This window comes from Methylobacterium sp. Leaf123 (assembly GCF_001423405.1).
GTDB lineage: Bacteria > Pseudomonadota > Alphaproteobacteria > Rhizobiales > Beijerinckiaceae > Methylobacterium.
Genome location: NZ_LMNS01000001.1, coordinates 149,146 through 170,784, shown reverse-complemented (window position 1 = coordinate 170,784; position 21,639 = coordinate 149,146). Strand labels below are relative to the sequence as shown.

Annotated in this window: 22 protein-coding genes; 11 read left to right on the top strand and 11 right to left on the bottom strand. The window is 69.0% G+C overall.

Features of this window, described 5'->3' with window-relative positions; translation table 11 throughout:
• Positions 1–42: 42 nt before the first annotated feature.
• The gene (locus ASF53_RS00805; RefSeq protein WP_056193780.1) at positions 43–1,899 is read right to left on the bottom strand and encodes an ABC transporter transmembrane domain-containing protein; all 1,857 of its coding nucleotides are present in this window, start codon (positions 1,897–1,899) and stop codon (positions 43–45) included.
• A gap of 291 nt (positions 1,900–2,190) precedes the next feature.
• Here ASF53_RS00805 and rpmE point away from each other — a divergent pair, with 291 nt between their 5' ends.
• Positions 2,191–2,445, top strand: coding sequence for a 50S ribosomal protein L31 (gene rpmE / locus ASF53_RS00800; RefSeq protein WP_056192368.1), 255 nt, complete (start codon positions 2,191–2,193; stop codon positions 2,443–2,445).
• A 336-nt stretch (positions 2,446–2,781) separates the two neighbouring features.
• On the opposite strand, the gene rcdA is transcribed toward rpmE, so the two are convergent.
• Positions 2,782–3,315 (bottom strand): protease adaptor protein RcdA, encoded by a 534-nt coding sequence (rcdA, locus tag ASF53_RS00795; protein WP_056192365.1) that lies wholly within the window; start codon positions 3,313–3,315, stop codon positions 2,782–2,784.
• A 658-nt stretch (positions 3,316–3,973) separates the two neighbouring features.
• Between rcdA and rpmH the strand changes: the two genes are divergently transcribed.
• The 6 genes from rpmH to ASF53_RS00765 all read left to right on the top strand — a co-directional run bounded on the left by rpmH (position 3,974) and on the right by ASF53_RS00765 (position 8,405).
• Positions 3,974–4,108, top strand: coding sequence for a 50S ribosomal protein L34 (rpmH, locus tag ASF53_RS00790; protein WP_012253788.1), 135 nt, complete (start codon positions 3,974–3,976; stop codon positions 4,106–4,108).
• Between the two features lie 75 nt (positions 4,109–4,183).
• A complete protein-coding gene (gene rnpA / locus ASF53_RS00785) occupies positions 4,184–4,681 on the top strand; it encodes a ribonuclease P protein component (RefSeq protein ID WP_056192362.1) in 498 nt (165 codons plus the stop codon).
• Positions 4,674–6,524: a membrane protein insertase YidC gene (gene yidC, locus ASF53_RS00780; protein ID WP_056192359.1), complete on the top strand. Its 1,851-nt coding sequence runs from the start codon at positions 4,674–4,676 to the stop codon at positions 6,522–6,524. The genes rnpA and yidC overlap by 8 nt, the downstream gene beginning before the upstream one ends.
• 244 nt (positions 6,525–6,768) lie before the next feature.
• Complete coding sequence (yihA, locus tag ASF53_RS00775) at positions 6,769–7,428, top strand: ribosome biogenesis GTP-binding protein YihA/YsxC (RefSeq protein ID WP_056192356.1); 660 nt, start codon at positions 6,769–6,771, stop codon at positions 7,426–7,428.
• Positions 7,425–7,796, top strand: coding sequence for a DUF423 domain-containing protein (locus tag ASF53_RS00770; RefSeq protein WP_056192352.1), 372 nt, complete (start codon positions 7,425–7,427; stop codon positions 7,794–7,796). The genes yihA and ASF53_RS00770 overlap by 4 nt, the downstream gene beginning before the upstream one ends.
• A gap of 36 nt (positions 7,797–7,832) precedes the next feature.
• Complete coding sequence (locus tag ASF53_RS00765) at positions 7,833–8,405, top strand: hypothetical protein (protein WP_056192350.1); 573 nt, start codon at positions 7,833–7,835, stop codon at positions 8,403–8,405.
• Positions 8,406–8,411: 6 nt separating this feature from the next.
• Here the strand turns inward: ASF53_RS00765 and ASF53_RS00760 are convergent, their stop codons facing one another.
• From ASF53_RS00760 to ASF53_RS00745, 4 genes are all read right to left on the bottom strand, one after another.
• Positions 8,412–9,851: a short-chain fatty acid transporter gene (locus ASF53_RS00760; RefSeq protein ID WP_056192347.1), complete on the bottom strand. Its 1,440-nt coding sequence runs from the start codon at positions 9,849–9,851 to the stop codon at positions 8,412–8,414.
• Between the two features lie 127 nt (positions 9,852–9,978).
• The gene (locus tag ASF53_RS00755) at positions 9,979–10,653 is read right to left on the bottom strand and encodes a metallophosphoesterase family protein (protein ID WP_056193777.1); all 675 of its coding nucleotides are present in this window, start codon (positions 10,651–10,653) and stop codon (positions 9,979–9,981) included.
• Positions 10,654–10,863: 210 nt separating this feature from the next.
• Entirely contained in the window at positions 10,864–13,488 is a 2,625-nt protein-coding gene (clpB, locus tag ASF53_RS00750) for an ATP-dependent chaperone ClpB (protein ID WP_056192344.1), read from the bottom strand.
• A gap of 332 nt (positions 13,489–13,820) precedes the next feature.
• A complete protein-coding gene (locus ASF53_RS00745; RefSeq protein ID WP_056192341.1) occupies positions 13,821–14,615 on the bottom strand; it encodes an MOSC domain-containing protein in 795 nt (264 codons plus the stop codon).
• Between the two features lie 136 nt (positions 14,616–14,751).
• On the opposite strand from ASF53_RS00745, the gene ASF53_RS00740 reads away from it, so the two are divergent.
• Positions 14,752–15,528 carry an MOSC domain-containing protein gene (locus ASF53_RS00740; RefSeq protein ID WP_056192337.1) on the top strand — a complete coding sequence of 259 codons (777 nt, stop codon included), beginning with the start codon at positions 14,752–14,754 and terminating at the stop codon, positions 15,526–15,528.
• A 22-nt stretch (positions 15,529–15,550) separates the two neighbouring features.
• Here ASF53_RS00740 and ASF53_RS00735 read toward each other — a convergent pair whose 3' ends face one another.
• On the bottom strand, positions 15,551–15,775 hold the full coding sequence (locus tag ASF53_RS00735) for a hypothetical protein (RefSeq protein WP_056192334.1): 225 nt from the start codon (positions 15,773–15,775) through the stop codon (positions 15,551–15,553).
• 391 nt (positions 15,776–16,166) lie between these two features.
• On the opposite strand from ASF53_RS00735, the gene argB reads away from it, so the two are divergent.
• The 3 genes from argB (at position 16,167) to ASF53_RS00720 (ending at position 18,333) form a co-directional block, all read left to right on the top strand.
• Positions 16,167–17,063 (top strand): acetylglutamate kinase, encoded by an 897-nt coding sequence (gene argB / locus ASF53_RS00730; RefSeq protein WP_056192331.1) that lies wholly within the window; start codon positions 16,167–16,169, stop codon positions 17,061–17,063.
• 86 nt (positions 17,064–17,149) lie between these two features.
• The gene (locus ASF53_RS00725; protein WP_056192327.1) at positions 17,150–17,896 is read left to right on the top strand and encodes a pyrimidine 5'-nucleotidase; all 747 of its coding nucleotides are present in this window, start codon (positions 17,150–17,152) and stop codon (positions 17,894–17,896) included.
• A complete protein-coding gene (locus ASF53_RS00720; RefSeq protein WP_056192323.1) occupies positions 17,893–18,333 on the top strand; it encodes a metallopeptidase family protein in 441 nt (146 codons plus the stop codon). Before ASF53_RS00725 ends, ASF53_RS00720 begins: the two co-directional genes overlap by 4 nt.
• Before the next feature lie 4 nt (positions 18,334–18,337).
• Here ASF53_RS00720 and ASF53_RS00715 read toward each other — a convergent pair whose 3' ends face one another.
• From ASF53_RS00715 to ASF53_RS00700, 4 genes are all read right to left on the bottom strand, one after another.
• Positions 18,338–19,570 (bottom strand): hypothetical protein, encoded by a 1,233-nt coding sequence (locus ASF53_RS00715; protein ID WP_056192321.1) that lies wholly within the window; start codon positions 19,568–19,570, stop codon positions 18,338–18,340.
• Positions 19,571–19,756: 186 nt separating this feature from the next.
• Positions 19,757–20,287, bottom strand: a complete 531-nt coding sequence (locus ASF53_RS00710; RefSeq protein WP_056192319.1) for a DUF2937 family protein — start codon at positions 20,285–20,287, stop codon at positions 19,757–19,759.
• 66 nt (positions 20,288–20,353) lie between these two features.
• Positions 20,354–20,614, bottom strand: coding sequence for a hypothetical protein (locus tag ASF53_RS00705; RefSeq protein WP_056192316.1), 261 nt, complete (start codon positions 20,612–20,614; stop codon positions 20,354–20,356).
• A 10-nt stretch (positions 20,615–20,624) separates the two neighbouring features.
• Positions 20,625–21,632, bottom strand: coding sequence for a WD40 repeat domain-containing protein (locus ASF53_RS00700; protein WP_056192313.1), 1,008 nt, complete (start codon positions 21,630–21,632; stop codon positions 20,625–20,627).
• Positions 21,633–21,639: the final 7 nt, after the last annotated feature.

The window sequence follows — 21,639 nt, the reverse complement described above, 5'->3', positions numbered from 1 at the left end:
GCCTCCTCCCGAAAGCCGGAAACCACCTTTCGGGAGGAGGCTTTACTCCGCAGCGTGTTTCGGGCGCGGGTCGCGCGCCCGGGCGCTGTCATCGAAGCTGTCGGCGAATTGCAGGCTCGCGAGCTGCGCGTAGAGGGCGCCGCGGGCGAGCAGGGTCTCGTGGGTGCCCTCCTCGACGATCTTGCCGCCGTCGAAGACGAGGATGCGGTCGGCCGCGCGGATGGTCGCGAGCCGGTGGGCGATCACCAGCGTGGTGCGGCCCTGCATCAGCCGGTCGAGGGCGTTCTGCACCGCGCGCTCGCTCTCGGCATCGAGCGCCGAGGTCGCCTCGTCGAGCAGCAGGACCGGCGCGTCCTTGAGGATGGCGCGGGCGATGGCGATGCGCTGGCGCTGCCCGCCCGAGAGCGTGGTGCCGCGCTCGCCGAGCAACGTCGCGTAGCCCTGCGGCAGGGCGCGGACGAAGCCGTCGGCATTGGCGAGCCGGGCGGCCTCCTCGACCTCCGCCTCGCTGGCGCCAGGGCGCCCATAGCGGATGTTGTCCAGAACCGTGCCGGAGAACACCACCGGATCCTGCGGCACCAGGGAGAGGCGGGCGCGCAGGGCATCGAGATCGGCCTGCGGCAGGGGCACGCCGTCGATCGTCACGCGCCCCTCGTCCGGATCGTAGAAGCGCAGAAGCAATTGCAGCACCGTGGTCTTGCCGGCCCCCGAGGGGCCGACGAGGGCGATGCGCTCGCCGGGCGCGGCGGTGAAGGAGATGCCGTCGAGGGCCGCGTGTTCGGGCCGGGTCGGGTAGCGGAAGCGCACCGCCTCGAACGCGACCGCGCCGCGGGCCGGGCTCGGCAGCGCGACGGGGTGCGCGGGCGACTGGATCGCCGGCTCGGCGGCCAGGATTTCGCCGAGCCGCTCGGCCGCGCCCGCGGCCTGGGCGAGTTCGCCGTAGACTTCGGAGAGCTGGCCGAGCGCGCTGGCGCCGAACACGGCGTAGAGCACGAATTGCGAGAGCTGGCCGGCGCTGGTGGTGCCCGCGAGCACGCCCTTGGCGCCGTACCACATCACGCCGACGACCGAGGCCGAGATCAGGAAGATCGCGACACCGGTGAGCAGGGCGCGGGCCGTGATCGAGACCCGCGCCGCCCGGTAGGCGTTCTCCGAGGCTTCGGCGAAGCGCTCGGCGGTGGCGCGGCCCATGCCGAAGGCCTGCATGGTGCGCACCGCCCCGACGGCTTCCGCCGCATAGGCCGAGGCATCGGCAAGCCGGTCCTGCGCCGCGCGCGAGCGCCGCCGCACGCCGCGGCCCGACAGGATCAGCGGAAACACGATGAGCGGAATCGCGGCGAGCACCAGGATCGACAGGCCGGGGCTCGTCCAGACCATCATCACCACGGCGCCGACGAACAGGAACAGGTTGCGCAGCAGGATCGAGATCGAGACCCCGAACACCGCCTTGACCTGCGTGGCGTCCGCCGTGAGCCGCGAGACGATCTCGCCGGATTGCGACTTGTCGAAGAAGGTCGGGTCGAGGCTCGTCAGCCGCGCGAACACGGCCGAGCGCAGATCCGCAACGACCCGCTCGCCCAGCGTCACCACCGAATAATAGCGGCCCGCGCTCGACACCGCGAGCACCGCCACCACCACGAGCAAAGCCAGGAAGTAGGAATTGATGAGGGCCTGCCCCTCCGGCGAGAAGCCGTGGTCGATCACCCGGCGAATCGCGATCGGCACGACGAGCGTCGCACCCGACGCCGCGATCAGCGAGATCAGCGCAGCGAGGATGCGGCCCCGGTAGCGGCTCGCGAAGGGAATCAGCGGCTTGAGGGCTCCGAGCGGCGCCCGCCCCCGGAGAGCCGCCTGCGGATCGTCCCCTATGCCGGACGACGCATCACGCTTTCGGGCCATCATTCCTCGACATCGTTTCGTCCCGTTCCGTTTCTGTCGTGTCGTCTTTGCCGGGAACCCTCGCATACGCAGCGACCGCCCGGATTTCCAGTTCGGGCCGGACCCGCGGGCGGGACGCGGCCGATCTCCCGGTCATCGTTTCGCGGAAAACCGCCGATGCGCCCGCGCTCTCTTGTCCCTCGTCCGAGGCTGAGGTATAGGCGCGCCTTCATCGGAATGCGCGCGATGTTTTGCCCCTGGCTCCTCCCCTGAGTGGCGGGGCTGGTCGGCGTGCTACCTCAGGAATTCGTCATGGCAAAGAACGAGGCCGCCAAGGCCAAGGGGACCGAGCACCCCGACTACCACTTCATCAAGGTCGTGATGACCGATGGCTCCGACTACAAGACCCGCTCGACCTACGGCAAGGAAGGCGACGTCCTGAACCTGGACATCGACCCCTCTACGCACCCGGCCTGGACCGGCGGCGAGCAGAAGATGCTGGATCGCGGCGGGCGCGTCTCGCGCTTCAACTCGCGCTTCGGCGGCCTCGGCTTCGGCAAGAAGTGATTGTTCGGATTTGGGCGCGAGCCCGAATCGACCAGACGGCGCCGCTTGCGGCGCCGTTTTCGTTTGTGCGGACGATCTGACGGAAAAGCCCGCGCGGGCGGTGTCGGCGGATCGGGCGGCAGGCTGAACCACATCCGCACCATCGGGCGACGACGCGCGGCCAACGGCCTGCGCCCCTGCTGCCGGCCGAACGGCAAAGCGATTCGGCCAAAATAATTTGGCTCGAAAAATCCGGGTCGGGGCATCAGCCCGCGCGCCCTATGCCGCGCGGCAAGCGTGTCGCGCTCCGGATCCAGCCCGGAATGCGGGCCGGATCGGGGCGGAGACATCAAAAAACTACTCTCCGCCGAACGCGGCGCGCAGACGGCCGAACTGGGCGGTCACCGGGCTTTCCCGCGGCATCGGAGCAGGGCGATCCTCGCTGATCAGCGCATCGAGGTGGAGGATGCGCGTGTGCAGGCGGCGCGAGCGGCGCACAAGATCCTGAAGCCGCAGCGGCAGGTCGGTGAAGGCCTCGCCGGCATCGGGCAAAGCGCGCTCCGGCTCGGCGAGCTTGACGCGGGTCTTCTCTTCCTGGGCCTGCACCAGCGAGATCTCACCCTCGGAGACCGCGCGCTGCACCAGCAGCCATGAGGCGATCTGCATCAGCCGGGTCGTAAGGCGCATGCTCTCGCTGGCATAAGCGAGCGTGGCATCGCGGGAGATCAGCCGCGATTCAGAGCGCCCTTCCCCGTCGAGATAGGCCGCGGTCTCCTCGACCAGCAGCATGCCCTCGCGGAACAGGGTCTTGAAGCCTTCCGAGGTCACGTAGGACTCGCCGAAGCTCACCCACTCGCGATCGTCCCGGAACGTCACGTCGAACTCGGTCATCCTGCCTCCTGTACCGCCAGCGAACCATCTGCCCCGGATCGGGACGATGTCGGTGCGAATGCGGCCAGTGGGGCAAGTGTAGCGCCGAACGCGAGCCGAAAGGAGGTTCACGTCTTTTTAAGGTTAATGGCGCCGGCCGGCACGACGCCCGCGAGCGCGGCGCTGCGCATGCGCCCAGAGGCAAAAAAAGAAGCCGCCCCGAGAGGAGCGGCTTTCGTGAGTCTTACAGGGAGGCATCAATCAGACTGGAAAGAGATCCCAATCAGGATCCAGACAATCTGGATGTGCTTCTTTGTAGAACGGAAAGGTTAACGCCGCGTTAAGAGCCCAGCCACGGCCTGCGAGAATCAACGGCCTACGCTCGCGAAGACCCAAATCGGGACAGGCGCGAACGCAGAGTTGCGGTTCGATAGCCAACACGACCGGTCGAATCGGCATCGAAATCGCTCAGGGCAGCGCACCGGCTGACGGTGGCGTCACGGGCCGGGCGCCGTCATTGACTTGCGGCGCCCCCTCCGCCATAAGCCGCGCCATTGCGAAGCGGCGCCCCGTTCCGGGCGCCCTTCGCGTTTGCAGATCCCATTTCGAGGTTCACGCACGGTCCGCGCGCTCATCGGCAGCGCCGCCGGGTCGATACCTCGGCCGCCGGAGACCGACCATGAAGAGAACCTATCAGCCCAGCAAGCTCGTTCGGAAGCGCCGCCACGGCTTCCGCGCCCGCATGGCCACCGCCGGCGGCCGCAAGGTCATCGCGGCCCGCCGCGCGCACGGCCGCAAGCGCCTCTCGGCCTGATACGTCCCGCGGCGCCGCCCTTCGCGCGACGCCGCCTCTCGCAACACGAGCCCGCGAATCGGGATCGGAGCGCCCGTGCCGACGATCGGACGTCTCCGGCGGCGCCCGGATTTCCTGGCAGCCGCCCAGGGCCGGCGCTTTCATACGGAACGCATGAGCGCCCAAGGGCGCCTGCGCGATCCGGGCGAGACGCGCGACGGCGCGACCGCCGAGGGCCTCTTCCTCGGCTTCACCATCACCAAGCGCGTAGGGCATGCGACCGAACGCAACCGGATACGGCGACGCCTGCGCAGCGCCGTCGCCGCCGTGGCGGCGGATGCGCCTGCGATCGGAGCGGATGTCGTGGTAATCGCCCGACGCCCTGCCCTCGACGCCCCGTTCGACAGCCTCGTCGCGGATCTGCGCCGCGCGCTCCATTCGGTGACGCGCCCGGCCACGCCGCGCTCCGGCGACACCGCCCGGCCGAACTCGCCGCGACGCGGAGGCTCCCGCTCCGGGCGTGGTGCGCCGGTGGGCGGCACTCCGCCCCTTCCCCCCACATCGAAAGCGCCTGACGGATCGACCGATGGGTAACGACAAGACGAACATGTTCGTCGCCATCGCCTTGTCGCTGGTGGTCCTGCTTGGCTGGCATTACTTCGTCACCGGGCCGGCCAGCGAGCGGCAGCGACAGGCGGCGCAGAGCCAGACCGCACAGACGGGCACGCCGCAGACGGCCGACGGCATCCCGTCGCCGAGCCCGCGCGAGGGCAGCCCCAACGCGCCCGCTCCCGGCACGCTGCCGGGCGCCGCGGCGCAGGGGCCCGTCTCCCGCGAGGACGCGCTGGCCCGTTCCGCGCGCGTCCGCATCGACACGCCGGCCCTCTACGGCTCGATCGGCCTCAAGGGCGCGCGCATCGACGATGTGAGCCTGAAGAACTACCACGAGACCGTCAGCGACGAGAGCCCGCGCATCGTGCTGCTCTCGCCCACCGGTACCGCCAACCCGTACTATGCCGAGTTCGGCTGGGTCGGCGCCAATGCGGGCCCACTGCCCAACGCCGACACCCTCTGGAAGGCGGATGGCGACCTGCTGGCGCCCGGACGGCCGCTGACGCTGACCTGGGAGAATGGCCAGGGCCTCGTCTTCAAGCGCATCGTCGCCGTCGACGACAAGTTCATGTTCACGGTGCGCGACGAGGTGGAGAACACCTCGGCCAACCCGGTGACGCTCTATCCCTACAGCCTCGTCTCGCGCTGGGGTAAGCCGCAGACCCAGGGCTACTACGTCCTGCACGAAGGCCTGATCGGCGTCTTCGGCGCTGACGGCCTGCAGGAATACACCTACGACAAGGTCGGCAAGGAGCCGGCCTATGGCGGCGCCGCCACGCAGGGCAAGGCCTGGACGAACGTGACCGGCGGCTGGGTCGGCATCACCGACAAGTACTGGGCCGCCGCCGCGATCCCGGAGCAGAACAAGCCCTTCACCGGCGCGTTCACCGAGCGCACCGACGGCGCGACCAAGATCTACCAGACCTCCGTGCGCGGTGACGCCGTCACCGTGGCGCCGAACGCGTCGTCGACGACGACGCAGCGCCTGTTCGCGGGCGCCAAGGAGGTCAACCAGATCAACGCCTACGAGCGCGAGCTCGGCATCAAGCAGTTCGACCTGATGATCGACTGGGGCTGGTTCTGGTTCCTGACCAAGCCGATGTTCCGGGCGCTCGACTTCTTCTTCCACCTGCTGGGCAATTTCGGCGTCTCGATCCTGCTCGTGACGCTGATCCTGAAGCTGTTCTTCCTGCCGATCGCCAACCGCTCCTACGTCTCCATGGCCAAGATGAAGGCCGTGCAGCCGGAGATGACCTCCATCCGGGAGCGCTACAAGGACGACCGGGTGAAGCAGCAACAGGCGATGATGGAGCTGTACAAGAAGGAGAAGATCAATCCGGTTGCCGGCTGCTGGCCGGTGCTGATCCAGATCCCGGTCTTCTTCGCGCTCTACAAGGTGCTGTTCATCACCATCGAGATGCGGCACGCGCCGTTCTTCGGATGGATTCAGGACCTCGCCGCGCCCGATCCGACGAGCATCGTCAACCTGTTCGGCCTGCTTCCGTTCACGCCGCCCGAGTACATCCCGATCCATCTGGGCGTGTGGCCGATCATCATGGGCATCACGATGTTCATCCAGATGAAGATGAACCCCGCGCCGCCGGACCCGGTCCAGGCGCAGGTCTTCGCCTTCATGCCGATCGTGTTCACCTTCATGCTCGGCTCGTTCCCCGCCGGCCTCGTGATCTACTGGGCCTGGAACAACACCCTCTCGGTGATCCAGCAATACGTCATCATGCGCCGCAACGGCGTGAAGGTGGAGTTGTGGGACAACCTCAAGGGCATGTTCAAACGCGGCAACAAGAGCGCCGCCGCCAAGGGCTGAGTCTGACGCTCGCCCTTCGAGCGCCGACCTCATCTCCGAGAGCGTCGTCCTGGATATCAGATCCGGGACGGCGCTCTCGGCACTTGTTTTTGCATCCTTGTTGTCCGGAAGCCGGCCACCGCCTTTCGGGACGATGCTCTAGCGGGGACGAGGCCGATGGCGGTGCGAAATGCATCGCCGAGCATCGGCCGGCATCCCCCCAGCCCTCCCCTTGCCCGCAAGGGGGGAAGAAGCGCGCAGCCTCATGACCGACGACCCCACAGACGCCCCCTCCCCCGAACTGCTCGAAGCCGGGCGCCTGCTGTTTGCCGGTAGCGCGGACTTCGCCACCGCGGCCCCGGCCCTCGGGGCGTTGCCGCCGATGGAGGGTGTCGAGATTGCCTTTGCCGGCCGCTCCAATGTCGGCAAGTCGAGCCTCGTCAACGCCCTGACCGGGCGCAACACGCTCGCGCGGACCTCGCACACGCCGGGGCGCACCCAGCAGCTCAACTTCTTCCGGATCGGCGAGCGCCTGACCCTCGTCGACATGCCGGGCTACGGCTACGCGGCGGTGGAGAAGGCCAAGGTCGAGGCCTGGACCAAGCTGATCCACGCCTATCTCAAGGGTCGGTCGAACCTCGCCCGCGTCTACCTGCTGATCGATTCCCGGCACGGCCTCAAGGAGATCGACACCGATCTGCTCGACGGGCTCGATAAGGCGGCGGTCTCCTATCAGATCGTGCTGACCAAGGGCGACGCGCTGAAGAAGGCCGAGATCGACCGGCGCATCGCCGGCATCCATGAGGCGCTGGCCAAGCGCCCGGCGGCCTATCCCGAAGTGCTGCTGACCTCGAGCCGCGACGACCGCGGCGTGGCGGAGCTGCGCGCCAGCATCGCCCGGCTGTTGCAGGAACGCGGCGAATGACCGGCCTCGACCGTGGTCTCGCCGCGCTCGCGGCCCTCGCCGGCGGGCTCGGTGTCGCGGCGAGTGCCGCCGCCGCGCATACCAGCGGCGGCGAGACGCTGAAGACCGCCGCACAGTTCCTGCTGTTCCACGCCCCTGCCGTGCTGGCACTCACGGGCCTGGCTGCGACCGGCTTCATCCGTGCCGGTCTCGCCCGTCTCGCCGCGGCGGCCCTGCTCATCGGCCTCGCGCTGTTCTCGGGCGATCTCGCTCTCCGCGCGCTGACAGGCACGCCGCTGTTTCCCATGGCAGCCCCGAGCGGTGGCGTCGTTCTGATGGCCGGCTGGCTCCTCGCGGCCATTGCGATGCTGGTGCCGGCCCGGCGCTGAGGCCGCACCCGGCGGGGAACCCGAGGGAGAGCCGGCATGCTCCGATCCTGGCTTCTGCTCATCCTGTGCCTCGCGGCGCTCCCCGCCCGCGCCGTGGAGATCGAGGAGAACGAGCCGCTGGTGATGCGGCTGATCTTCGAGGATTGCCTCGGCTACATCCGCCACGGCCGCACCCCGTTCGAAGGGCTCGCGACGCGGCCCGCCTCACGGGAGGCGATCGATCAGCTTCCCCCTCGCGCACCCGACCGCGAGAAGGCGGTCGAGCTGTTATCCCCACGCTACGTCGCCTCCTGGGGGCAGGATGCCGACGGCCGGCACTGCCTCATCTTCACCGTCTGGTCGGCCCTGCGCGACGGCCTGCCGGCGCGGCTCGGCGTGCGGACGAAGGGCATTCTCCAGCGCATCGACGCGCGGGCGCGCCAAGAAGGGTTCACGGAAGCCGGGATCGCGGAGGCGTTCTCGCCGCTCGCCACCAGCTTCTGGTCGGAGACGAGCACGGGCCATGAGAGCGGCCCTCTGCGCCCGGTCAGTTTCTCGATTCTTCCCACCGGCGGCGACGAGGCAAGCGGCCTCATCGTGATGGGCGGCCCGCCACAGGGCCGCCGGTAGGTCTCACTACCCCGGCATCACCGGCGGGTGGTACTCCAGCGTGAAGGCGAGCGCCCAGAGCAGGAACAGCACCACCGGCAGGTGGACGAGGAGCTGAAGGAAGCTGAAGCCGACGATATCGCGGGCCTTCAATCCCAAAATACCGAGCAGCGGCAGCATGAAGAACGGGTTGATGAGGTTCGGCAGCGCCTCGGCCGCATTGTAGACCTGCACCGCCCAGCCGAGATGGACCTTCAGCTCGTTGGCCGCCTGCATCACGTAGGGCGCCTCCAACAGCCACTTGCCGCCGCCTGAGGGGATGAAGAAGCCGAGCAGCGCCGAGTAGACGCCCATCGCAAGCGGGAAGCTGCCTTGCGTGTTCATCGCCACGAAGGCGTGGGCGATGACGTCCGAGAGGCTGTGGCCGGCGGCGTTCTTGGCGCCGGTCAGGATCGCGGCGATGGCGGCGTAGAACGGGAACTGGATCAGGATGCCGGCAGTGGCCGGGACCGCCTTGGAGAGCGCGGCCAGGAAGCGCTTGGGCCGCCAGTGCAGCACGAAGCCGGCCATCAGGAACAGGAAGTTGTAGGTGTTGAGGTTGGAGATCGCGATCATCCAATCCTGGCGCGCGAATTCCTGGATCAGCCAGCCCGCGGCCAGCAGGCCAATGAGGATCGTCAGGACGGGCGCGTGCTCCAGCCACTCGCCGGGCTGCTTGGGCGGGGCGAGGCTGTCCTCCTGCTTGGAGACATCGACGCCGAGATCCTGCGCCGTCACCGCCGTCTCGCGGCCCGGCGCGGAGGCGAGCGCGATCAGCGCCGACATCACCACGAGGATGGCGGCGATCAGGATCGACTGCCACAGGAAGATCGTCTCGCTGAACGGGATCACGCCGGTGATCGGCAACAGGCCCGGCGGCAGGCTTTTCGGGTTGGCCTGAAGCTGCGCCGCCGACGAGGACAGGCCCATCGCCCATGTGGCGCCGAGGCCCAAATAGGCGGCAGCGCCGGCCGCGCGGTAATCCATCCGCAATTCGGTGCGCCGGGCGAGCGCGCGGGCGAGCAGGCCGCCGAAGATCAGGCTCAGGCCCCAACTCAGGAGCGAGGAGAGCATGGTGGCAAGCGCGACATATCCGATCGCGCCGCGGCCGGTCTTCGGCACCAGCGCCATCCGGTCGATCAGGGCCTGCATCGGGGCGGAGGTCGCCACCACGTAGCCGCCGATGGTGACGAAGACCATCTGCATGGTGAAGGGGATCAGGGTCCAGAACCCGTCGCCGAAGCTCTTCGACACCGCCTGGACCGGCGCGCCGTTGATGAGCGCCGCCGACGCCACGATGACGACGGCGATGGCCACGAACACGAAGGCGTCGGGAAACCACTTCTCCGCCCAATCGGTGAAGCGGAGTGCGAGGCGGGCCATGGCCCGCTCCTCGGTCCGCTTGCGGGGCTCTGCGGGCGCATCCATCGGCGTCGGCTCCTCATCCGCGGCACGAGCGGTCGCGGTTAAGCCTTGTTAGAGAGGGAGCCGACGCCGGGTTCAAGCCGGTCGGGTGACGAAACCTCAACGCTCACAGAAATCGAGATGGGCCGGCTTAACCCGCCGACACGCGCAGGAATTCCAGGGCCGGGCCCTGCGCCTGCGAAAACACGCCCGCGGTCAGCGCGTTGCCGTAGACCGCGCCCGTGTCGAGATTGGTGCGGAAGCGGCGGCATTCCGGCCCGCCGCGGGTCTGCGGCGTGTGGCCGTGGACGACGTGGCGGCCGAAATCATACTCCTCGGAGAGGAACGGCTCGCGGATCCAGAGCCGGTTATGGTGATCCGGGTCCGGCACCTCCCCCTCGGGGCGAAAGCCAGCATGGACGTACCACCGCTGCGCATCCTCGTGGAGGGTCGGCAGGGCCTCGATCCAGTCGAGCATCTCGCCGGGCAACTCTTCCGGCCCCGAGACGCCGAACGAGGTGAGGGTCTCGGCCCCGCCGTTGAAGACCCAGTGATCGAGGGCGCCGGGCTCGCGCAGGCTCTTCAGCAGCATCTCCTCGTGGTTGCCCATCAGGCAGACCACGTCCTCCGGCTCGCGCCATTGCAGGCGGCGCAGGGTCTCGATCACCCGCGCGCTGTCGGGGCCGCGATCGATGTAGTCGCCGAGGAAGACGAGTTTCCTGGCCCGCCCCGACGCATGGGCCTCGATGCGTTCCAGCAGGCGGTCGAGCAGGTCGGCACAGCCGTGGATGTCTCCGATGGCGTAGGTGATCGTCTCGGCAGTCATCCGCTCGTTGTCGATGGGAATGCGCTGCAACGCAAGACAAGGGTCTGTCGGGCCCATGATCAGAAGCAGCGTTACGGATGCGGTCCAGAGCGTGAGCGCGATCCGCCTCATCGAGACGCCTTCCCGGCGCGTTGATGGGGCGTTCCGGAACGGCCCCGGCCGAGGCTGCCCCGGCGCGATCTCCCGCGCCAGGGCACTTCGTTCACCGGATCAGTTCAGCAGCACGCCCGCCGGTCGGCGCTCGGCGGCGACGTCGCCGATCATCAGCCCCGCCGGGCCGACGCGCACCGGCACCGTCTCGCCGTCGTGGATCACGCCGGAGAGGATCGCTTCGGCGAGCGGATCCTGCACATGCTTCTGGATCACCCGCTTCAGCGGCCGCGCGCCGTAGGCCGGATCGTAGCCCTTGTCGGCGAGCCAGATGCGGGCCTCGTCGTCCACATCGAGGGTGATCTTGCGATCCTCCAAGAGCTTGGCGAGACGCCCGAGCTGGATGTCGACGATCGCGCCCATCTCCGAGCGCGCGAGGCGGTGGAACAGGATGATCTCGTCCACCCGGTTCAGGAATTCGGGCCGGAAGTGGCCGCGCACCACACCCATCACCTCGTCGCGCACCACGTCGGTATCCTGGCCGGCCGGCTGGTTCACCAGATACTCGGAGCCGAGGTTCGAGGTCATGATGAGCAGCGTGTTGCGGAAATCGACCGTGCGGCCCTGCCCGTCCGTCAGGCGCCCGTCATCGAGCACCTGAAGGAGGACGTTGAACACGTCCGGATGCGCCTTCTCGACCTCGTCGAACAGCACGACCTGATAGGGCCGGCGCCGCACGGCCTCGGTGAGCGCGCCGCCCTCCTCGTAGCCGACATAGCCCGGAGGCGCGCCGATGAGGCGGGCGACCGCGTGCTTCTCCATGTACTCGGACATGTCGATCCGCACGAGCGCGGTGTCGTCGTCGAACAGGAAGCCGGCCAGCGCCTTGGTCAGCTCGGTCTTGCCGACGCCCGTCGGCCCGAGGAACATGAACGAGCCGATCGGCCGGTTCGGATCCTGCAGGCCGGCCCGCGCCCGGCGCACCGCGGTCGAGACCGCCTCCACCGCCTCGCGCTGGCCGACGACGCGCTTGCCCAGCGCCGCCTCCATCGCGAGCAGCTTCTCGCGCTCGCCCTCCAGCATCTTGTCCACCGGCACGCCGGTCCAGCGGGAGACGACGCCCGCGATATGGGCCGGCGTCACCGCCTCCTCGACCATGCCGTCGCGGGCGACCGCGTTCTCGGCCGCGGCCTCGATCTCGGAGAGCTGCTTTTCCAGGCCGGGGATCACGCCGTAGGCGAGTTCGCCCGCGCGCTGGTACTGGCCCTGGCGCTGCGCCGAGGCGAGTTCGTTGCGCGCCTCGTCGAGCTTCTTCTTCAGTTCGGCGGCGGCGCCCAGCTTGTCCTTCTCGGCCTTCCAGCGGGCCGTGATGGTCGCGGACTGCTCTTCGAGGTCGGCGAGTTCCTTCTCCAGACGCTGGAGCCGGTCGCGGGAGGCGGAATCCGTCTCCTTCTTCAGCGCCTCGCCCTCGATCTTCAGCCGCACGATCTCACGATCGACGTTGTCGAGTTCCTCCGGCTTCGAATCGACCTGCATGCGCAGGCGCGAGCCCGCCTCGTCCACGAGGTCGATCGCCTTGTCGGGCAGGAAGCGGTCGGTGATGTAGCGGTTCGACAGCGTGGCCGCCGCGACGAGCGCGCTATCCTGGATGCGCACGCCGTGGTGCTGCTCGTACTTCTCCTTGATGCCGCGCAGGATCGACACCGTGTCCTCGACGGTGGGCTCGGACACGAAGACGGGCTGGAAGCGGCGGGCGAGCGCGGCGTCCTTCTCGACATGCTTGCGGTACTCGTCGAGCGTGGTCGCGCCGACGCAGTGCAGCTCGCCGCGGGCAAGCGCCGGCTTCAAGAGGTTCGAGGCGTCCATCGCCCCGTCCGCCTTTCCGGCGCCGACGAGCGTGTGCATCTCGTCGATGAACAGGATGATCTGGCCTTCCGCCGCGGTCACTTCGGAGAGCACGCCCTTCAGCCGCTCCTCGAACTCGCCGCGATACTTCGCACCCGCGATCAGCGCGCCCATGTCGAGGGCGAGCAGGCTCTTCTCCTTGAGGGATTCCGGCACGTCGCCGTTGACGATGCGCAGGGCCAGACCCTCGACGATGGCGGTCTTGCCGACGCCGGGCTCGCCGATCAGCACGGGGTTGTTCTTCGTGCGCCGCGACAGAACCTGAATCGTGCGGCGAATCTCCTCGTCGCGGCCGATCACCGGATCGAGCTTGCCCTCACGGGCCGCCTCGGTGAGGTCGCGGGCGTATTTCTTCAGCGCGTCGTAGGCGTTCTCGGCCGACGCGTTGTCGGCAGTGCGGCCCTTGCGCAGGGCGTTGATCGCCGCGTTGAGCGAGGCCGCGGTGACGCCCGCCGCGGTCAGGATGCGGCCGGCTTCCCCGTCCTTCTCGACGGCGAAGGCCAGCAGCAGGCGCTCGACGGTGACATAGGAATCACCCGCCTTCTCGGCGGCCTGCTCGGCGGTGTCGAACAGGCGCACGAGTTCGCGCGTCGCCTGCGGCTGCGCGGAATTGCCCGAGACCTTCGGCTGCTTGGCCAACCATTGCTCGACCTGCGCATGCGCGACCCGCGATTGGCCGCCGGCCCGGTCGATGAGACCGGCGCAGAGCCCTTCGGGATCGTCGAGCAGGACCTTGAGGAGATGGCCGGGCGCGAGCTGCGGGTTGCCCTCGCGGACGGCGAGATTCTGCGCGGCCTGGACGAAGCCACGGGCGCGCTCGGTGTATTTTTCGAAATTCATGCGTGTTGCCCTTCCCCGGATCGGATCGGCCTTCCGCCCCCTTTGCGCGGCACGGAGCCTCCGATGCGTTGTCCCGCGGGGTGAGCCCCACCGGGACACCGGCGCTTTATCGAGAGCCACCGGCAGGGATGATCTGGTGTTGCGTATACGTGACACAAGAGGGAGCCGGCGCCCAAAACGCATCCCAGGCGGGCATTCGGACCCAGCGTGGAGCCCCGCCCCGAACGGTGGTTGCCGGCTCTCTGGAAGAGATGGAGCAAGAACGAGAGGCTAAAGCATCGCGCGGGATTCGATATCCGGGACGATGCTTCAGGCGGCCGATGCGTATCCGTTCAGGCGGCGTCTTCGGTTTGCGGCATCACCATGAGCCGGTCGCCGAGCGATACGGTGCCGTCGGTGAGCACTTCGAGATAGATGCCGAGATCGACATGGTCGAAATGGCGTTTCAGCGCCTTCGGTAGATGGGTGTCGCGCCGGGCCGTCGCCGGATTCACATCAACGGCGGCGCAGCGCGGCGTGCGGGCGAGCCCCCGCAGGCGCAAGCCCCCGACGGTGACCTCCCGGCCGACCCAATCCATCTCCGCCCACGGCTCCAGCCCATCGACATAGATGCTGGCGCGAAAGCGCAACGGGTGGATCGCGCGCCCCGTCCGCTCCTCCAGGGCGCGGACCGAGGCGAGATTGATGAGCGAGACCGCCCGCATGAAGGCGGGCGAGATCACGCTGCCATCGGTGAACTTGTGGTCGGCCGCCCGCACGAGGCGCGGCCGACCCTTGGCCGCCGGGCCGATATAGGCCTCGAAGAAACGCTCGACCGCCGCGCGGCCCTCAGGCCGGGTCAGATCCTCGGTGAGCATCGTCGCGCCGTCGCGGGTGATGGTGAGCTGCCCGGTCTCGGGATCGAACCGCGTCGCCAGCGCCGCCAGCACCTCGTTGCTGCGCAGCATCAGGAAGTAGCCCTTGTCGAGCGGCTCCGGCTTCTGCGGATCGAAGGCCGTGGTGCCGAGCGCGAGGGCGTATTCGCGGTCGAAGGCGAGGCCGGAGGCGCGGGCCAGCGTCAGCGCCGGAAGTGGCTCGGCCGAGAGGCCCTTGACCGGATATCTGTAGAGTGCGGTGACCTCGGCCATCGATCCTCATCCTCCTGACGCGAGGCGGCAGGCTGACCGAGACCGGAGCGCCGGACCATGCGGAATTCTCCGTAGACGGCGCAGGACCCCGCCGGCCCGGTTGCAAATCGGGCGCGGCCGGCTTTAGCGAGAAGGGATGAGCCAGAGCCCCGCCCCCCGCATCGCCGCCCTCTACCGCTATCCCGTCAAAGGCCTCTCGCCCGAGGCGCTGGAGACGGCCGAGCTGGAAACGAGCGGCTACTTTCCCGGCGACCGGCTCTACGCCATCGAGAACGGCCCCTCCGGCTTCAACGAGACCGTGCCGCGCCACCTGCCGAAGGTGGCCTACCTGATGCTGATGCGGAACGAGGCGCTGGCGCGGCTGCGCACCCGCTTCGACGACGCCACGCATCGCCTCACGGTCGAGGAGAACGGGGTGCTGGCGGTGGACGCGGATCTGAGCACGGCGGAGGGGCGCGCGGCGCTCGCCGAGTTCATGAAGGGGTTCCTGCCGAACGAATTGCGCGGCGCGCCGCGGGTGCTGACGGCGCCGCCCGGCTACCGCTTCACCGATTCGCGCACCGGCTACGTCTCGCTCATCAACCTTGCGAGCGTGGCCGCGACCGAGGATCTCGTCGGCGCCCCGGTCGATCCCCTGCGCTTTCGCGGCAACCTTTATCTCGACGGGCTGGCCCCTTGGGCCGAACTCGACCTGGTCGGCCGGGTGCTGGAAGCGGGCGATGTCCGGCTGAAGATCACGAGCCGGACCGAGCGGTGCGCGGCCACCAATGTCGATCCGCAGACGGGCCAGCGCGATCTGTCGATCCCGCGGACCCTCATGCAGGGTGTCGGCCACACCGATTGCGGCGTCTACGCCGAGGTTCTGGCCGGTGGCGTGCTGCGGACGGGCGACAGCCTGCGGGTGATCGGCTGAGGCGGAATCAGCGCTTGCGCGATTAGCGCTTACGAGCCTGGGCGCGAGCCGTGAGCCAGAGCGGCTCGGGCTCGGCGCAGGGCAGGAGCGCGGCCACGGCGTCGAGATCGACCGCGTAATTCTCGGTGAGCTGGCGCCAGATGTCGGCGGACGAGTCGGCGCCCTGGCCGAGACGCTCGACGATGCGGGCCAGTAGGCCGGGATGCGTCAGACTCGGACGCGGCATCGCCAGATCGGCATTCAGCATGGTCGCCCCCCTTCGTTCAACCAGGGGATGATTGATCGCGATGGTTAACCCCCCTTTAAGCCCAAGCTGAAATCGACGCAGACGAAGGCCCGACGACCGCTCGACGACCACAGGCCTCCGGGCTCTGCCCGCCGAACCCGATTTTCACCGTGTCCGGCCAGCGATCGGCCTGGCGGCGTTTCAAGAGTGACATGAAGCGTGGCTAGAGCACCGTCTCAGGGGGTGACCGGCGGCGTCCGATGCGTCCGCGCCGACCGGATGCCCTGACAACACCCTTCGCATGGCACCCATCGCGGGATCGCGAGCACGCGGACTCTTCGTTCTGCACAAAGCCTGCGCTAGAAGCCCTGCCGAATCCGCCCCCGACTCAGAGAGAGCCAGGACGACCGCGATGACCGATCCGTTGCCGAACGTGCATGTGCGCGCCGAGATCCTGACCCAGGCGCTGCCGCATATGCAGCGCTACGATCAGGAAATCGTCGTCATCAAGTACGGCGGCCACGCCATGGGCGATCCGGCGGCGGCGGAGGACTTCGCCGAGGATATCGTGCTGCTCGAACAATCCGGTCTGAAGCCGATCGTCGTGCATGGCGGCGGGCCGCAGATCGGCAAGATGCTGGCCCGGCTCGGCATCGAATCGGAGTTCCGCGGCGGGCTGCGCGTCACCGACGAGGCCACCGTCGAGGTGGTCGAGATGGTTCTGGCTGGCTCGATCAACAAGCAGATCGTCGGCTGGATCGCCGCCGAGGGCGGCCGGGCGATCGGTCTGTGCGGCAAGGACGGCAACATGGTCCGCGCCAAGCGGGCGCTGCGGACGGTCAAGGACCCGGACAGCAACATCGAGCAGGCGATCGACCTCGGCCTCGTCGGCGAACCGGAGCATGTCGAGCGCGGCGTGCTCGATGCGGTGCTGAAGGCCGAGCTGATCCCGGTGCTCGCCCCCGTGGCCTACGGTGAGGACGGCAAGACCTACAACGTCAACGCCGACACCTTCGCTGGCGCCATCGCCGGGGCGCTGCGGGCCAAGCGCCTCTTGCTGCTCACCGACGTGCCCGGCGTGCTCGACAAGGACAAGAACCTGATTCAGGAGCTCTCGGTCGATGATTGCCGGCGCCTGATCGCCGACGGCACCATCACCGGCGGCATGATCCCGAAGGTCGAAACCTGCATCTACGCCCTCGAACAGGGCGTCGAGGCGGTGGTCATCCTCAACGGCAAGGTCGCGCACGCGGCGCTGCTCGAGCTGTTCACCGATTTCGGTGCGGGCACTCTGATCCGGCGCAGCTGACGGCAGCGCTTCCCAGAGGCTTGCAACTCCCTACATACGGGACGGGGCATTCCCGTCCCGTTTCTCTTTTCAAGCGTCCGCTTCCCTTGCTCCTTCCCGGCGAGAGCCACTTCACCACCTCCGACGCCCGCGGGTTCTCCCACGTCGATACCTGGGTGTTCGATCTCGACAACACGCTCTACCCGAGCGACGCACGGGTCTGGCCGCAGGTGGACGAGCGGATCACGCTCTACGTCATGCGGCTCTACGGCCTCGACGCGATCTCGGCGCGCGCCCTGCAGAAGCATTTCTACCATCGCTACGGCACCACCCTGAAAGCGCTGATGGTGGAGGAAGGGGTCGATCCGCACGACTTCCTCGATTTTGCCCACGATATCGACCACTCGACGATCAAGCTCGACGAAGCCCTCGGCAGGGCCATCGAGCATTTGCCGGGGCGCAAGCTGATCCTCACCAACGGATCGCGCCGCCATGCGGAACGCGTCGCGGACAAGCTCGGCATCCTCGACCATTTCGAGGACGTGTTCGACATCGCCGACGCCGACTTCATCCCCAAGCCCGACCGCGGCACCTACGAGCGCTTCCTCCTGCGCCACGGCGTCGATCCCCGGCGCTCGGCCCTATTCGAGGACATCGCCCGCAACCTCGTGGTGCCGCACGACCTCGGCATGGCGACCGTGCTGGTCGTGCCGCCGACGCCCGACCCGTTCCGCGAGCTGTTCGAGCAGGAGGCGGTGCAGGAGCCGCATATCGATCACATCACCAGCGACTTGGCGTCCTTCCTGGTGCGCTGCGTGCTGCCGGTGGTCCCGCCCGAGCCCGCCGCGCCGTGAGCGACGCGGCTGCGGTCCACTGGGCCGAGGCGAAGGCCCCGACTCTGGCCGAGATCGAGGCCCTGGCCGACGCCGCCTTCGCCGCCCTGCCGGAGGAATTCCGCGCACTCTGCGCGGCCGTGCGCATCCATGTCGATGATTTCCCCGACGACGAGACCCTGACCGAGATGGGCTGCGAGTCGGAATTCGACCTGCTCGGCCTGTTCCGCGGCATCGGGCTGGCGCAGGCGGGCGAGGTCGCCACGGGGCAGATGCCCAACGCCGTCTGGCTCTATCGCCGGCCGCTGCTCGATTACTGGGCCGAGCACGACGAGACGCTGGGCCACCTCGTCACCCATGTCCTCGTCCACGAGATCGGCCACCATTTCGGCCTCTCCGACGACGACATGGCCGGTATCGAGGCGGCCGCCGACGCGATCGAAGCGACCAAAGCCTGAGGCGTCAGCCCCGCGCGGGCAGGCGCGGGATCAGCCCGACCTTGGGCCGGCGGGAGCGGAACTGTCCGCGCTCGATCGCCACAAAGGTGAGGATCGTGAGCGCGAGCGTGGTCAACCACCAGATCGTGGTGAGGCCGACGCCGACGCAGCCGATGGCAAACGCCGTCGCGAAGGCCGCCATGGCGCAAGGCGCCAGCACCGTGGCATCGCGGCCCGCGCGGTGGATCGCACCGTAGAGGGCGAAGGCCGCCGCGAAGGCGCCGACGATGCCGAGTTCGTACCAGAACTCGAACAGCATCGTGGTCGGCGCATTGATCGGCAGGATGCCGAAGATTTTTCCGCGCAGGGCGGTTTCAAGGCCGTGGCCCGTGACCAAGCGCACCGGCTCCAAAGTGACGACCTTCTGCCACGCCTTGAGCGCCAGCACGCCGGGCGCCACGGGGCCGAACAGGGCGATGCCGATGGGACGCGCGAGGAACGGCAGCAACGGCGCGGCCACGAGCAGGCCGGCCGCGGTGAGGGCGGTGACGCGCACGCCGAGCGACAGGCGCCAATGGGTCAGGGCGAAGGCGAGTGCGCCGACGGCCAGCGCGAACAGGGCGGTCACGCCCGGTGCCAGCAGCAGCGCGCCCGCGACCAGCACGACCACGACGAGCGAGCCCAGGTCGCGGCGGCGCGAGCGCAGCCACGCCACGGCGGGCCAAGCCAGCAGCGCCAGCAGCACCGCGCCGCGCTCCAGGGCGCTGTCGCCGTCCGGGTTGTCCTTGAGCATCGCGTCGCCGACGAGATTGATCAGGATCGCGACGATGGCCGCCGCGCCGACGCCGAGCGGCAGCAGGTAGAGGTTGGCCGAGCGCATCCGGTCTGGCAGCGCGAGATAGGCCAGCAGCGTCATCACCACGGTAGCGATGAGGTTGGCCAGCCGCTCGCTCGCCGGTCCGGGAAACGGCGTCCAGACCAGCGACAGGGCCGACCAGAACACCACCAGCATGCCGGCCAGGAAGGACGGCGCGGTCAGCAGCCGCTTCAGGGCTGGGCCGATGGCCCGCTGATGCTGGTCGATGGCGCTCGCGGTGATCAGCAGGACGACGGCGATGGGTGCCAGCACCACGGTGGCGCGGCGGGAGACCTGCGCGGCGACCGGCAGCACCACGAACAGGCCGAAGAAGCCGATGCGGCGCAGCAGGGCCGCCGCGTCGAGGGCGGGATCGACGGTCGTGGTCGGGGGACGCGGCATGATCGAGGAAGGACCGGATCCGGCGCCCCTGCGGAGTGCGGGCGCTTAGCCTACACCTAGTGCAGGCCGGAGGGCCGGGCTGTAGAGGCGCTGCAACACACGAGCGCATCGTCCCGAAAGGGGTTCGCGGCTTTCGGGAAAACGACGATGCAAGTCCAGAGAGCTCGGATCAATGCCGGGCTTGCATCAAACGGGCGTCGCCTCGGCCCGCATGCGACGCCGACGGCGGGCGAGATGACGGCCGACATCGCTCGTGACGCGCCAACCACCCCAGGCGGCGAAGAAGCCGAGCAGGCCGGCGACGAGGCCGTCCGCCGTGGTCGGCACCGCCGGCTGGTAGTCGCGATAGGTGGCGCGTGCGATGTTCATGTCGGGGTCGCGGGCCATCACGCTGAGGCGCCCGAGCGGGCTCGCCGCCGTGTCGAGGGCGAGCTTCTGCGCCTCCAGCCGCTTCAGCCGCTCGACATCGGCCCGGGCCGATTCACCGCGCCGGGCGATGAAGGCATCCGGGTTGGTCCGCAGCAGCGCCAGAGCCTCGTCACGGCTGCGGCCCGTGGCCTGGGCGTCGGCATCGAGGGAGGCGATGGCGCGGCGTAGCTCGTCCAGGGCCCCGCCGAGGCGCTGGGTGTATTGCTGGGCGAATTCCGGTGCCTGCGCGGCGATGACCGCCGCGAGCAATCCGAAGGCGAGGCCGAGCGTTCGGACGACACGGAACATCAAAACTTCCTTTGCGGGGGCCACCCGGTTTGTAGGGCAATCCGCGGCCCCGGGGAGGGCCGCAGCTCAATCTTGGCCGAGGGCGGCCGCCACATCCGCCTCGCTCAGGGCGTCGAGCGCCCCGGCGATCTTCACCGCCCGCGTCTTCTGGCCGGGAGAGAACAGCAGAACCACGGTCTCGGTGCCGGGACAGGCCGGATCGGTACAGACGATCTCGCTCACGCTCATCGCCGTCTCCGGGCCGTAGCCGCCCGCCGCCCGCAGCCACGCCTCCACCCGCCGCCGGGCGGCGGCGTCGGGCTTCGGAGCGCGTCCGAACAGACCCACCGCGCGGGCGTCAGGCCGGCAGGGTGAGCAGGCCGGCCTGCCCGTCGGCGCAGCCGAAGGCAAGGCGGGCGCCGGCCGGATCCCAGGCGAGCGCCGAAATCGCGCTGCACTTCACCGCCGGGCGCACCAGCAGCTCCGAGGCGTCGGAGAAGCGCACCAGCAGCACGCAGCCATCCTCGTAGCCGATCGCCAGGACGGGTGCCTTCGGATGGAAGGCGACCTGCGAGACCCGTGCCGGCCGCACGCCGCATTCCCGCGGGGCCTTGCCGGTGGGGCCCTCCTTCGAGTCGAACGGCCAGACGATGGCGGCCTCGGCACCGCTGGTGGCGAGCCACTTGCCGTCCGCCGACCACGAGAGCGAGCGCACCTTGGCGGGATAGCCCGACATCCGCATATGGCCGCGGTCGGGCTGGAGGCGCCAGCCATGCAGCGCGTTCTCCTGCATGGTCGAGACGACGAAGCGGCCATCGAGCGACCACGTCACATCGAGATGCGAGCCCTTCCACTCGATGAATTCGGGCGGCGTCTCGAGGTTCGGGTACCAGAGGCTCACGCCGTTGTAGTGCGCCACCGCCAGCCGGTAGCCCTTCGGCGCGAAGGCGAGGCCCCGACCGGTGGTGGGCGCGGTGAAGGTCTTCTCGCGGCCCTTGGCGTCGCGGGCGATGATGGTCCGTCCCGAGGCGAAGGCGAACGAGCCGTCGCCGTGGAGCGCCAGCGCGTCGATCCAGGCGCCGTTCTTGGCTCGCGCCAGCTCGCTCGATCGGCCGTCCGCATCTGTCGCGACCACGCGGCCGTCGTCGCCCCCGCTCACGAGCCGGGCGCCGTCGCTGGCCGCCACGAGGATGCCGCTATCCGGGTGGGCGGGAACGGTCTCGGTCGCGCCGTCACGGGCCAGCAGCACGCCGCCATCGGCGAGCGCCAGCGCCAAGGTCCCCTTGAGCCAGTGGGCGGCGGTGACATGCGCGCCGGCGGCGATATCCGCGACGTGGTCGGTGAGGGAGGGAGCGGAGGCGCTCATGCCGGAG

Bases quoted from the DNA above. Each gene is read 5' to 3' on its own strand.
- yihA (WP_056192356.1), top strand. From the start codon at position 6,769: ATGACCGACGACCCCACAGACGCCCCCTCCCCCGAACTGCTCGAAGCC.
- ASF53_RS00710 (WP_056192319.1), bottom strand. From the start codon at position 20,287: ATGTTCCGTGTCGTCCGAACGCTCGGCCTCGCCTTCGGATTGCTCGCG.
- ASF53_RS00805 (WP_056193780.1), bottom strand. From the start codon at position 1,899: ATGGCCCGAAAGCGTGATGCGTCGTCCGGCATAGGGGACGATCCGCAG.
- ASF53_RS00735 (WP_056192334.1), bottom strand. From the start codon at position 15,775: ATGCTGAATGCCGATCTGGCGATGCCGCGTCCGAGTCTGACGCATCCC.
- rpmH (WP_012253788.1), top strand. From the start codon at position 3,974: ATGAAGAGAACCTATCAGCCCAGCAAGCTCGTTCGGAAGCGCCGCCAC.
- argB (WP_056192331.1), top strand. From the start codon at position 16,167: ATGACCGATCCGTTGCCGAACGTGCATGTGCGCGCCGAGATCCTGACC.
- clpB (WP_056192344.1), bottom strand. From the start codon at position 13,488: ATGAATTTCGAAAAATACACCGAGCGCGCCCGTGGCTTCGTCCAGGCC.
- ASF53_RS00715 (WP_056192321.1), bottom strand. From the start codon at position 19,570: ATGCCGCGTCCCCCGACCACGACCGTCGATCCCGCCCTCGACGCGGCG.
- ASF53_RS00755 (WP_056193777.1), bottom strand. From the start codon at position 10,653: ATGACTGCCGAGACGATCACCTACGCCATCGGAGACATCCACGGCTGT.
- ASF53_RS00745 (WP_056192341.1), bottom strand. From the start codon at position 14,615: ATGGCCGAGGTCACCGCACTCTACAGATATCCGGTCAAGGGCCTCTCG.
- rpmE (WP_056192368.1), top strand. From the start codon at position 2,191: ATGGCAAAGAACGAGGCCGCCAAGGCCAAGGGGACCGAGCACCCCGAC.
- ASF53_RS00770 (WP_056192352.1), top strand. From the start codon at position 7,425: ATGACCGGCCTCGACCGTGGTCTCGCCGCGCTCGCGGCCCTCGCCGGC.
- ASF53_RS00765 (WP_056192350.1), top strand. From the start codon at position 7,833: ATGCTCCGATCCTGGCTTCTGCTCATCCTGTGCCTCGCGGCGCTCCCC.
- ASF53_RS00740 (WP_056192337.1), top strand. From the start codon at position 14,752: ATGAGCCAGAGCCCCGCCCCCCGCATCGCCGCCCTCTACCGCTATCCC.
- yidC (WP_056192359.1), top strand. From the start codon at position 4,674: ATGGGTAACGACAAGACGAACATGTTCGTCGCCATCGCCTTGTCGCTG.
- ASF53_RS00700 (WP_056192313.1), bottom strand. From the start codon at position 21,632: ATGAGCGCCTCCGCTCCCTCCCTCACCGACCACGTCGCGGATATCGCC.
- ASF53_RS00760 (WP_056192347.1), bottom strand. From the start codon at position 9,851: ATGGATGCGCCCGCAGAGCCCCGCAAGCGGACCGAGGAGCGGGCCATG.
- rcdA (WP_056192365.1), bottom strand. From the start codon at position 3,315: ATGACCGAGTTCGACGTGACGTTCCGGGACGATCGCGAGTGGGTGAGC.